Raw genomic sequence first — 11894 nt, 5'->3', positions numbered from 1 at the left:
GCGCCTCCTTTTTTTTATGGTGCCTGCTGGTACTTCATTTTGAAATAACCGTCTGAGATCACGCGGATGGAACCATCGTCGAGGCTGACCATGGAACCGGAAAAGCTCGCGCTGATCACGGAATCCTGCATGCCCAGCACCTGCACGGTAAGCGTGCCGTAGTCTTTGTCCGCGGTAAGCAGTTCAAAACTCGGGTACATTTCCATGGCCATCAGCGTGCCGGGAATGGTGTTGGAATATATGCCGGGCTTGAGCTCCGGGCCGGTGCCGGACAAACGGATGTTGACCACATCCCGGTTGTAGGTGTAACCGGTGATGAGCATCAGCGCCTGGTCGTTGCCTGGGTCGGCGTCTGTCGTATTGCCGGGCGTGTAATACGCGCGGTTGGACTGTTCGGAAAGGTTCACTTTTCCGTCCATTTTAAATGAAATGAACCTGCGTTTGGGCTCTACTTCCGACTGTTCCTTTCCCGTGCATGCCGCCAGCATGGTAATAGCGGCCACTATGGCTAAAAAGGAGGTTTTTACGGGCATAGGTATATGCGTTTTTAAGTTTTACAATTTATCCAGCGACGCCTGTTTTTGCCTTCCGATGCGATACAGCATGTATCCCATTGCGGCAAAGAACGCGACGCCGAGCAGTTTGTAACCGGTTTCGCCGATCATCTGCGAAATGCCCGGTTCGGCGCTGATGGATGCCAGGCCGTCCTGCACGTCTTTTCTGACGGACAATCCCGCCACGATCACACCGGCGATTGCGCCGCCCGCCACCAGCCCGGTGGCGAACAGGGCGCCTTTGCCCAGCTCTTCTTCTTCAGCGCTCAGTTTAATGCCAGAGCGTTTTTGTTTCCAGTCCACCAGCCCGCGAATAAGCCCGCCGATAAAGATGGGCAGCGTGGTAGCCAGCGGAAGGTATGCGCCTACCGCGAAGGACAGGGATTTGATGCCGCACAATTCCAGGGTAACGGCGATGAAAACGCCTGCCAGCACAAATTGCCAGTCCAGGTCGCCGTCGAGGATGCCGTTGATGAGCGTGGCCATCAGCGTGCCTTGCGGGGCGGAAAGCCCGGCTGTGCCGATGGCGTGGTGAATGCCGCTCTTTACCATTTCCTCCGTCGGCGTGTCCAGCAGCTGCACCGTCCATCCGATCACGAGCGAAGATACGATGGCGCCGATAAAAAGCGCAATCTGCTGGCTGCGCGGCGTGGCGCCCACAAGAAAGCCCGTTTTCAGGTCTTGCGAAGTGGCGCCGGCATTGGCCGCCGCGATGCAGATCATGCCGCCTACTACCAGGGCCATGGGCTGGTAGGTTTTGCCCGTCCAGCCTACGGCGATGAAAATCAGGCAGGTGCCCATGATGGTGGCGATGGTCATGCCCGAAACCGGGTTGTTCGTAGTGCCGATCAGCCCTACGATGCGGCTGCTCACTGTCACAAAGAACGCTCCGAAGATCACAACGAGTATGCCGATCAGTAATTTTTGCCAGATAGAATCACCCGGCAGCTGCGGCAAAACGGCCATGAGCAATACCAGCAGGATGCTGCCGATGATCACCACTTTAAAGGAAAGGTCGCGCTCGGTGCGGATGGCGGGCGCTTTGTCCGTACCGCCTTTTACTGAACCGATGCTTTCTTTGAAAGAAGAGATGATGGTGGGAATGGTTTTGAGCAGGGTGATGAAACCACCTGCCGCTACCGCGCCCGCGCCGATCTGTTTTACGTAGGCCTGGTAAATGGCGGTGCTGTAATCGCCGAAAGTATGGTTCACCGGGTCCCAGAAACCGTTGCCGCTTGCGCCCGGCGTAGCCAGGGAAGCGAGCATTTTCAGCTTCACGAGCTGCATGGCGATCACGTCGGGCGGCACCAGCGAAGCCAGCAAAGGAATCAGGCAAAGCCATGCCAGTACGCCGCCCGCCACCAGCACGCCGGAGATCCGGGGGCCGATGATGTAGCCCACGCCCATAAATTCCGGCGTGATCTCGCCGCTCAGTTTGGCGGAAGGGAACACTTTATTGGCCTGGGCCGTCATAAAAGACGGCGCTTCGGAAATAACGTGCAGCACTTTTTGCAGCGTAGCGTACAGGAATGCGATGCCCAGGCCCTGGAAGGCCGTTTTGGCGAAATTGCCACCTTTTTCCCCCGCTTTCAGAACGGAAGCGCAGGCCGTGCCTTCCGGATAGGGAAGGGTTTCATGCTCCTTTACGATCAGCGACCTCCGCAGCGGTATCATCATCAGCGTGCCGAGAATGCCGCCAAAAATGGCCAGGATCAGGATGGTCATGTAGCTGAAATAATCCTCGCCGTTGCTTTCCGCGGAAAGGAACAGGAAGCCGGGGAGCGTGAACACCACGCCGGAAGCGATGGATTCGCCGGCGGACCCGGTGGTCTGGATAATATTGTTTTCGAGAATGGTTGTTTTAAAGAACCGCCGCCCAAGCGTAATGGCGATCACGGAAATAGGAATGGAAGCGGATACGGTGAGCCCCGCTTTCAGGGCCAGGTATACGGTGGCCGCGCCAAAGATCACGCCCGCGATGCAGCCCAGCAGGATGCTCTTCAGGGTGAGCTCTTTCATCATCATATCGGGCGCTACAAATGGCTTGAATTTATTGTCAGACATACAGGTTGTATATAAGATAAATTTCCTAAATATAAGTAAAAAGGAGCAGGGGACGATCACCTGCTCCTTTTAAATATTTTAAAAAAACGGTCGGCACAAAGCCTTAGCGCACACCGTGCATTTTCTTTTTCAGCAGCCCTGAGATCAGGAACAGCAGCACGGCCGCGGCGCCCGGCAAAATCACCATTACCATAAAGAACTCGAAGAGGTTATGGATGGAGAAGCCCAGGAATGAAGGGTAATGCGCGGGAAGGTTGAGCGATTTCATCGTAGCCAGCTGTTCGGCCGTAGGCGTGATGGTTTTATCGAGGATGGATTGCAGGGCGATGCCGTTTTTCTCCGCCACTTCGAATTTATCGCCGGTAGGCGGCAGCAAGGTGCCCAAAGTGCCCGCCAGTGCGTAACCGGAGGCGTTAGAGAGGAACCATACGCCCATCAGCAGCGACGAAAAGCGGAGGGGCGCCAGTTTAGACACCAGCGACAGCCCGATGGGAGAGAGGCAAAGCTCGCCCAGCGTATGGAACAGGTACATCACGATCAGCCAGATCACGCCGAGTTTTTCGTTCATGCCCAGGCCTTTTACCTGCAGCCCGATGATGAGCGAGCCGATAGCCAGCAAAGCCAGGCCCATGGATTGTTTAACGGGAGAGATGGGCTCCAGCTTTCTTTTCTGGAGAGCCATCCAGATCAAACTCAGCGGTATTGCGAAAATGATGATGAAGAAAGAATTGGCGTTCTGCACGAAGCTGGGCGGCATGTTCCAGCCGAAGAGGGTACGGTCCGTCTGCCGGTCGGCGATGAACGTCAGCGAAGAGCCCGCCTGCTCGAAACAGGCCCAGAAGAAGATCACGAAAAAAGCCACGGCATAGATCACGAGAATGCGGTCGCGTTCTATTTTGGTGATGGATTTATCGGTAAGGATCAGCACTGCCAGGCTGATACCCGCCGCGTAGATGAAAGGATAGATCCATACTTTGATGGGGTTCTGCACCGCAGCAGTACTGTCGAGGCTCAGGTAATGAATGCCGAAGAACAGCACCACCATGAGGGCTACCACCGTGATCACCGCGCTGGTAGTGAATTTGGCTTTCTCGGCTTCCGCGCCGACAGCCGGTGTTGCGTTATTAAAGGTCGGTTTTGCGCCGACAGGTTTGCCGTCTGGCGCTACCACGTATTTGTCTTTCAGGAAAAAGAACAGCACAGTGCCCAGCAACATGGCGATGCCCGCGGCCAGGAAGCCCCATTTGAAGGCGGATACCACGCGCACTTCATTAGCTGTATTAGCATTGAGCACCACATCGCCCAGGAGCGGGCAGATGGTCATGCCCAGCATGGCGCCTACGTTGATGCCCATGTAGAAGATGGTGAACGCGGAATCGAGCCGGTTGTCTCCTTTCGGGTACAGCTGGCCCACCATGGAAGAAATGTTGGGTTTAAAAAAACCGTTGCCGATGATCAGTATGAAAAGGCCCGACCACATTACGAGTTTGGCCGTTTCGAGATTGGAGGCATAGAGGAATGCGCTGACGAAAAGGAACAGCTGCCCGACGGACATGGTGAAACCGCCCAGGATGATACAAGCGCGGTTGCCGAGGAAACGGTCGGCAATATAGCCGCCGAGCATAGGCGTAAGGTAACAGAGGCCCAGGAAGCCGCCGTAGATGATGGAAGATTCGGAATCCGTAAAAGCCAGTGCATTTACAAGGAATAGGGTGAGGATGGCCCTCATGCCGTAAAAGTTGAATCGCTCCCACATCTCGGTGGCGAACAGAACGCCCAATCCTTTCGGATGGCCTTTCTGCACAGCGGTTTCCACCCCTGGCGCAACAGTTGTTGTATTCATAAATGGTTAGTTTTGAATAAGCAGTTTAGAGGTTTAAAATACAGTTAAGGTCGGCAAGTTAAAGAAAATCAGGTATCCACATGAAAAAACCGGTTTTTTTGACCGTACTTTGCAAAAATTTTCCGCGGGTATTACCTCACGTTCTACACCGGAGATTCCCCTCATTTTATTACGTTTCAATCCATTATGAACATTTTACTGTTAGGTAGCGGCGGCCGGGAACATGCCCTGGCCTGGAAAATGACACAAAGCCCGGCTTGCTCGAAGCTCTTCATTGCCCCCGGCAATGCAGGCACCGCACAGCATGGCACGAATGTGAACATGGCGGTGAGCGACTTTGCGGCTATCCGCGATTTTTGCCTGGACAACGAAATTTCCATGGTGGTGCCTGGTTCGGAAGAACCGCTGGTAAACGGCATTTACGATTATTTCAGGCAGGACGAAGCACTGCAGCACATTCCCGTGATCGGCCCTTCCACCGAAGGCGCCAAACTGGAAGGCAGCAAGGCTTTCGCCAAGGAGTTCATGCTCCGCCACAACATACCCACCGCGGCTTACCGCGAGTTCAGCGCCGGTAATTTCGAAGAAGGCGTGGCTTACCTGCGCCAGCATTCCCTGCCCATCGTACTGAAGGCCGACGGCCTGGCGGCGGGCAAAGGCGTGGTGATCACTTCCGATCACGACGAAGCGGTGCAGGAATTCACCGAAATGATCCAGGCCGCCAAATTCGGCGACGCCAGCCGGAAAGTGGTGATAGAACAGTTCCTCACGGGCATCGAATGTTCCGTGTTCGTGCTTACGGACGGCGAACATTACAAACTGCTGCCCGTTGCCAAAGATTACAAACGCATTGGCGAAGGCGATACCGGGCTTAATACCGGCGGCATGGGCGCCGTGTCTCCCGTTCCGTTTGCGGATGCGGTCTTTATGAAACAGGTGGACGAACAGATCATCCGCCCCACGGTGAAAGGTCTTGCCAAAGAAAACATCGTTTACCAGGGTTTCATCTTTTTCGGCCTCATCAGCGTAAACGGCGCGCCGTACGTGATCGAATACAACTGCCGCATGGGCGACCCCGAAACCGAAGTGGTGATGCCGCGCCTGCAGAACGACCTGCTGGAGCTGTTCGCAGCGGTACCGGGCCGGGAATTGGGTAAATTCGAAGTGTTTGAAGACCCGAGAGCCGCCACTACCGTGATGCTCGTAAGCGGCGGTTATCCCGAAGCATACGAAAAAGGTAAAGAGATCACGGGCATACCGGAGCCGGCCAAAGACCAGCTGGTGTTTCACGCGGGCACAAAAGCCGAGGGAGAAAAGGTGCTCACCAGCGGCGGAAGGGTGCTGGCCGTCACATCTTTGGCAAGCGATTTGCAGGTTGCGCTGGCGCATTCAAAACAAACAGCAGCGCGTATATCGTTCGAGGGTAAGTACTACAGGCGGGACATTGGTTACGAATTTGTTAGTTAACCATTCCGTAGGGGTTCAGGGAGAGCTGAAATATGCATAAAGCATTTCTTTCATTTATTTCTGTATATCTGTTGAATAATCCAATAATTGTCTCGTATATTCGTTAGAATTATTCATTTTTGCATTCAAATATTTTTGACCGTATCAAAACATGGGCTTCTTTAACTTTTTAACTCAGGAGATTGCAATAGACCTTGGAACCGCCAACACGCTGATTATCCACAACGATTCGGTGGTGGTCGACGAGCCTTCCATTGTTGCTATAGAACGCGCCAGTGGCAAGATCGTTGCCGTAGGCAAAAAGGCGATGATGATGCACGAGAAAACGCATGAATACCTGCGAACCATCCGTCCGCTGAAAGACGGTGTGATCGCGGATTTCAATGCTGCAGAGGGTATGCTCCGCGAGCTTATCAAAATGGTGTATCCCAAGAAGCCTTTATTTGCGCCCAGCTGGAAAATGGTGATCTGCATCCCGTCCAGCATCACGGAAGTGGAAAAACGCGCCGTGCGTGATTCCGCCGAACAGGCGGGCGCCAAGGAAGTATACCTCATTCATGAACCGATGGCCGCGGCCCTCGGCATAGGCATAGACGTTGAAGAGCCTGTCGGCAACATGATCATCGATATCGGGGGCGGTACCACCGGTATTTCCGTGATCGCGCTCGCAGGTATCGTGTGCGACCAGAGCATCCGTATCGCGGGAGACGAATTTACGGCGGATATCATGGAAGCCCTCCGCCGCTACCATTCCCTGCTGATCGGTGAAAGAACGGCCGAGCAGATCAAGATCGGCATCGGTTCCGCCCTGAAAGAGCTGGACAATCCGCCTGACGAGATCCCGGTGAACGGCCGCGACCTTGTGACCGGCATCCCCAAACAGATCATGGTATCTTACCAGGAAATAGCCGAAGCCCTCGATAAATCCATCTTCAAGATCGAAGAAGCCATCCTGAAAGCATTGGAAACAACGCCCCCGGAACTGGCGGCGGACATCTACCGCCGCGGTCTGTACCTCACCGGCGGCGGCGCTTTGCTGCGCGGGCTGGACAAACGCCTCAGCCAAAAGATCAAGCTGCCCGTGCATGTGGCAGACGATCCGCTGCGCGCGGTGGTAAGGGGAACCGGCATTGCCCTGAAACATATCGGCAAGTATCCTTTCCTGATGCAATAAAATCATTTACGCCCCGGGGCGCAGTCCCGGGGTGAAATCCGGAATCCTTAGACTAGTATCCAGTGCGCAACCTGATCATTTTCTTAAGGCGGTATTTCAACTTCTTTCTGTTTTTGCTGCTGGAAGTGATCTGCTTTGTTTTCGTATTCAGAACGAACAACCACCAGCGTGCGGTATACCTCAATTCCGCCAACGGCGTAAGCGGCAAGATCTACACGAAGTACAACGACGTACAATATTATTTCCATCTCAAAGCCACCAACGACAGCCTGGTGACGGAAAACATGCGCCTGCACAACGAACTGGCCTCCAGTTACGATATCCGGGATACTACCGAAGTGATCAAATTCGACACGCTCCGCAAATACAGCAACGATACGGCCCGCAAAGTGCTCAGCACCGAAGTGCGCAAGTTCCTCTACCGCGAAGCCAAAGTGATCAACAATTCCGTGAACCAGGAGATCAATACCATCACCATCCGCCGCGGCAGTAAAGACGGCGTGCGCCCCAACATGGGCGTGATAGGGCCGAACGGCGTAGTGGGCGTGGTGCGCAGCGTAAGCGAAAATTACGCCGTGGTGATCTCGCTGCTGTACAAAAGCCGCGGCACCGGCAATTCTTCCAACTTCGGCGTGAGCGCTCGCCTGCGCAACTCCGGCGAAACCGGCACCGTAGGCTGGGACGGGATGAACGCCAGTTATGTGCAAATGAAGGATATTCCCCGCAGCGCCAAACTCCATAAAGGCGATACGGTGGTAACCAGCGGTTATTCCGCCGTGTTCCCCGAAGACCTGCCGGTGGGGTATATCGATACATTTTATGTGTCAGACAAATCCAGCACGGCGTACACGATCCGCCTCAAACTCGCGACCAACTTTTACAACCTGCAATATGTGTATGTGATCGAAAACCTGCTGCGCGACGAGCAGACCAGGCTGGAAGATTCAACACGCAACCTGTTAAAATGAGCGTACTGTTAAAAAATATCATCCGGTTTATTTTATTGATCCTGTTCCAGGTGTTGGTGCTGGACAGGATTCTTATTCACCAGCTGGTAAACCCTTCGCTGTACATGCTCTTCGTGCTGCTGCTGCCTTTTAATCTCCCGCGGCCCGCTTTGCAGCTGCTGGGATTTTTACTCGGCCTTTCGCTGGACATGTTTACGGACACGATGGGCATACACGCCGCGGCCTGCGTGTTCATCGCTTATCTCCGTCCGTTCATTCTCAATATCCTTTCACCCCAGGGCGGCTTTGAAGGCACGCAGCGAACGCCTTCCGTAACAAGCATGGGCACTTCGCAATTTGCCATTTATGTATCCGTGCTCGTGCTGTTGCATCACATTGTTTATTTTTGTTTGTCCGTTTTCAGTTTTTCCGATCCCTTATACCTGTTGATGAAGATATTGCTGAGCACAGCAACCAGCCTGTTCCTCATTTTGATTTATGAGCTGTTGTTTTTCAGCAGGAAGTAGTAATACGGAGCTAAATTTTTTACCTGCATGTCTGTTTTTAATCAGCCCAGAAAACGCGTGATCCAACTGATCTTCCTCGGTATGGTAGCCCTTATCGTGTCGAGACTGTTTTTTCTGCAGGTAGTGGAAACGAAATATTCCAAACTGGCGGACGCCAACGCGCATCTTCGCAAAGTGATCTACCCCAGCCGCGGCATTATCTACGACCGCAAGGGCCGCAGCGTAATGCGCAACGAAGCGCTGTACGACCTGATGGTAACCCCGCGCAACGTGAAGAACATCGACACCGCCTATCTTTGCGAAGTATTGTCGATCACCCGCGAAGAATTTATCAAACGCATCGCCAACGCGCGTATGAAAGAAGGTCCCGTGCGGCCGTCTGTATTCGCGAGCCTGCTCACCCCCGAAACCTACGGCAAACTGCAGGAAAGCATGTACATGTTCCAGCCAGGCTTCGAACTGGTGCTGCGGCCCGTGCGCTCTTACACTTATGGCGCGGGCGCGCACATCCTCGGGTACATCAGCGAAATTTCACCGTCCATGCTGGCGGATTCCAGCGGCCGCTTCAGCGCTTACCAGCAGGGCGATTACATCGGCAGAACGGGGTTGGAAAATACGTATGAAAGCATTTTGATGGGCCAACGCGGCATTCAATACCTTGTAAAAGATAATCTCAACCGCCCGCAGGGCCCGCTGGAAAACGGCGAGTTCGACACGGCGGCCGTGGCCGGTAAAAACCTGCGCCTCGCGCTGGATATCGATCTCCAGGTTTTAGGCGAGGCCATGATGAAAGGGAAAGTAGGCTCCATCGTAGCCATCGACCCGCAAACCGGCGGCATCCTCGCCATGGTGAGCGGCCCCACCTTCGACCCGAACCTGCTTTCCGGCTCGTTCCGTTCGCAGAACTATAACAAACTGTACCTCGATACCACCAAACCTTTCTTTAACCGCGCCGTGCAGGCCGCTTACCCTCCCGGCTCCACCTTCAAGCCCATTACGGGCCTGGTAGCGCTGGACGAAGGGGTGGTAACGCCGGACTTCGGTTTCCCCTGCAGCGGCGGCTACGGTCTTTGCGGCCGCTACATCCGCTGTACGCACCATAACCCCGGCCACGCGGCCAACATGCGCACGGCAATGGCCAACTCCTGCAACTCTTATTTCATGCACCTCTACCGCCTGTCTGTAGACAGCAAAAAATGGGGCGGCGTGGTGAACGGGCAGGCGAAATGGACCAGCTATCTGAACCTGATGGGCCTCGGCCGCCGGCTGGGCATCGACATACCCGGTGAAGTGCGCGGCGTAGTGCCCGATACGGCAAGGATGAACTACGTGTACCGCGGCAGCTGGAATTCCTGCTCCGAAGTGTACGTGGGCATGGGCCAGGGCCAGCTGATATTGACGCCGCTGCAAATGGCGAACGCCATGTGCATCATCGCCAACAGGGGCTACTATTACATCCCGCATTTCGTGCAGTCGATCGACAACGATAATTCCGCCCTCCTGAACAAATACAAACAAAAAGTATCCGTGGCGGAACATATCTCCGACGAGGCTTTCAGTTCCGTGATACTCGGCATGGAAGACGTGGTAACAAAAGGCACGGCGCGCGGCGCGCAGATCGAAGGCGTTGAGGTGTGCGGCAAAACCGGTACCGCGGAAAACAAAGCGAGGATAGACGGGAAAGTGGTGCAGCTGAAAGACCACTCGCTGTTCGTAGGTTTCGCGCCGAGAGACAACCCGAAGATCGCCATCGCGGTGATCGTGGAGAACGCGGGCTTCGGCTCCACCTACGCGGTGCCCATCGCCAGCATTTTGATGGAAAAGTACCTGACGGACACGATCTCCGCCAAACGCATGCCCATCGTGCAAAAAATGATGGAAACCACCACGATGAGCAAGGAAATGCAGGCCAAATCAAAAATAGATTCGCTCAATAACATGTTCATAACTTCCACTGAGCGCGATGTATTGTTAAGAAAAATCCTTTCAAAATAAAAGAAATGAACCGCCCACAAGCGAAACTCACAGCAGGCATCGACTGGCCCATTTTCGGGATGTACCTCGCGCTGGTATTTATCGGCTTTATGGCCATTTTTGCCGCGGAGTACCGTGATGGCGACAATGTGATCCAAAACCTTCTTTCCCAGAATAAGAACTGGGCGAGGCAGGTGCTGTGGTTCGGCGTGTCGATGGTGCTGGCGCTGGGCATCTGGCTCACGGACAGTAAATTTTTTACCGCAACGGCCAATCTTTTATATGCATTCGGCATCCTCCTGCTGCTGGTGGTGCTCGCGATCGGCACGGGCGTGAAAGGCTCCAATTCCTGGCTGGAGCTGGGCGGTTTCCGTTTTCAGCCTGCCGAGTTCACCAAGCTGTGTACCAACCTTGCGCTGGCAAAATATTTGTCGAGTATGGAAACGGATTTCACCAAAATGCGCAGCCGCCTTATTGCGGCGGCCATGGTGCTGTTCCCGTTCGGTCTTATCATTTTACAGGATGAGACGGGCCTTGCCCTGGTGTATTTCTGTTTTTTCCTCGTGATGTTCCGCGAAGGCCTGCCCGGTATTTTGCTGGTGATCGCCTTTTCGGCCATCATCCTGGTACTGTCGGCCTTGCTGGTGGATAAATTCATCCTGTTGTACATTTTCACCGGCGTGGCCGCGCTGGTGATCTATTTTATGCGGCGCGAGATCAGGCGGAAACGCTCGCGGCTGGCCATGATCATCGGCGTATGGGCATTCTGCGCCGCGTTCGTGATGGTGATCGTGCCTTTCGCGTTCACTTCCGGCAAGGTGCTGAAAGATTACCAGGTGCGCCGCATCGAAGTGATGCTGGGGAAAGAGAACGATCCCAAAGCCACCTACAATACCCGCCAGAGCATGATCGCCATCGGTTCCGGCGGCTTCTGGGGCAAAGGGTACCTCAAAGGCACGCAAACCCGCCTCGACTTTGTGCCCGAACAAAGCACCGATTTCATTTTCTGCACCGTCGGCGAAGATTTCGGTTTCTTCGGCAGCATCCTGTTCCTCGGCCTCTACGTAGCACTGCTTTTCCGGATCATTTTCATCGCGGAGCGGCAACGGTCAACATTCAGCCGCGTGTATGCCTATGGCGTGGCCAGTATTATCTTTTTCCATCTCGCCATCAATATCTCCATGACCATCGGTCTTGCCCCGGTGATCGGCATTCCCCTGCCACTGGTGAGTTACGGCGGCTCTTCCCTCATGACCTTTACCATGCTCATCTTCATCATGCTGCGCCTCGATGCGGACAGGCAGATGGTGCTGCGCTAAAACTTCATCTTTTTAACCGGAAACC

9 protein-coding genes are annotated in these 11894 nt (G+C 54.3%); 6 read left to right on the top strand and 3 right to left on the bottom strand.

Annotated elements, in window-relative coordinates; genetic code table 11:
- Positions 1-14: 14 nt before the first annotated feature.
- From J7I43_RS09740 to J7I43_RS09730, 3 genes are all read right to left on the bottom strand, one after another.
- On the bottom strand, positions 15-533 hold the full coding sequence (locus tag J7I43_RS09740; protein ID WP_209145480.1) for a hypothetical protein: 519 nt from the start codon (positions 531-533) through the stop codon (positions 15-17).
- A gap of 21 nt (positions 534-554) precedes the next feature.
- Positions 555-2618 (bottom strand): OPT family oligopeptide transporter, encoded by a 2064-nt coding sequence (locus tag J7I43_RS09735; RefSeq protein WP_209145479.1) that lies wholly within the window; start codon positions 2616-2618, stop codon positions 555-557.
- A 103-nt stretch (positions 2619-2721) separates the two neighbouring features.
- A complete protein-coding gene (locus J7I43_RS09730) occupies positions 2722-4461 on the bottom strand; it encodes a peptide MFS transporter (RefSeq protein ID WP_209145478.1) in 1740 nt (579 codons plus the stop codon).
- A gap of 186 nt (positions 4462-4647) precedes the next feature.
- Here J7I43_RS09730 and purD point away from each other — a divergent pair, with 186 nt between their 5' ends.
- The 6 genes from purD (at position 4648) to rodA (ending at position 11869) form a co-directional block, all read left to right on the top strand.
- Positions 4648-5928 carry a phosphoribosylamine--glycine ligase gene (gene purD, locus J7I43_RS09725; protein ID WP_209145477.1) on the top strand — a complete coding sequence of 427 codons (1281 nt, stop codon included), beginning with the start codon at positions 4648-4650 and terminating at the stop codon, positions 5926-5928.
- 151 nt (positions 5929-6079) lie between these two features.
- Positions 6080-7102 carry a rod shape-determining protein gene (locus J7I43_RS09720; protein ID WP_209145476.1) on the top strand — a complete coding sequence of 341 codons (1023 nt, stop codon included), beginning with the start codon at positions 6080-6082 and terminating at the stop codon, positions 7100-7102.
- Between the two features lie 62 nt (positions 7103-7164).
- On the top strand, positions 7165-8070 hold the full coding sequence (mreC, locus tag J7I43_RS09715; protein WP_209145475.1) for a rod shape-determining protein MreC: 906 nt from the start codon (positions 7165-7167) through the stop codon (positions 8068-8070).
- Positions 8067-8576, top strand: coding sequence for a hypothetical protein (locus J7I43_RS09710; RefSeq protein WP_209145474.1), 510 nt, complete (start codon positions 8067-8069; stop codon positions 8574-8576). The genes mreC and J7I43_RS09710 overlap by 4 nt, the downstream gene beginning before the upstream one ends.
- Before the next feature lie 27 nt (positions 8577-8603).
- Positions 8604-10571 (top strand): penicillin-binding protein 2, encoded by a 1968-nt coding sequence (gene mrdA, locus J7I43_RS09705; RefSeq protein WP_209145473.1) that lies wholly within the window; start codon positions 8604-8606, stop codon positions 10569-10571.
- A 5-nt stretch (positions 10572-10576) separates the two neighbouring features.
- Positions 10577-11869 carry a rod shape-determining protein RodA gene (gene rodA / locus J7I43_RS09700; RefSeq protein ID WP_209145472.1) on the top strand — a complete coding sequence of 431 codons (1293 nt, stop codon included), beginning with the start codon at positions 10577-10579 and terminating at the stop codon, positions 11867-11869.
- The last annotated feature ends 25 nt before the right edge of the window (positions 11870-11894 follow it).

Origin of the sequence: Chitinophaga chungangae (assembly GCF_017742215.1) — a bacterium.
Lineage (GTDB): Bacteria > Bacteroidota > Bacteroidia > Chitinophagales > Chitinophagaceae > Chitinophaga > Chitinophaga chungangae.
This window is presented reverse-complemented; position numbering and strand designations above follow the sequence as displayed.

Excerpts from the sequence above, each read along its gene's own strand:
- J7I43_RS09720 (WP_209145476.1), top strand. The coding sequence starts at position 6,080 with ATGGGCTTCTTTAACTTTTTAACTCAGGAGATTGCAATAGACCTTGGA.
- purD (WP_209145477.1), top strand. The coding sequence starts at position 4,648 with ATGAACATTTTACTGTTAGGTAGCGGCGGCCGGGAACATGCCCTGGCC.
- mrdA (WP_209145473.1), top strand. The coding sequence starts at position 8,604 with ATGTCTGTTTTTAATCAGCCCAGAAAACGCGTGATCCAACTGATCTTC.
- J7I43_RS09735 (WP_209145479.1), bottom strand. The coding sequence starts at position 2,618 with ATGTCTGACAATAAATTCAAGCCATTTGTAGCGCCCGATATGATGATG.
- rodA (WP_209145472.1), top strand. The coding sequence starts at position 10,577 with ATGAACCGCCCACAAGCGAAACTCACAGCAGGCATCGACTGGCCCATT.
- J7I43_RS09740 (WP_209145480.1), bottom strand. The coding sequence starts at position 533 with ATGCCCGTAAAAACCTCCTTTTTAGCCATAGTGGCCGCTATTACCATG.
- J7I43_RS09710 (WP_209145474.1), top strand. The coding sequence starts at position 8,067 with ATGAGCGTACTGTTAAAAAATATCATCCGGTTTATTTTATTGATCCTG.
- J7I43_RS09730 (WP_209145478.1), bottom strand. The coding sequence starts at position 4,461 with ATGAATACAACAACTGTTGCGCCAGGGGTGGAAACCGCTGTGCAGAAA.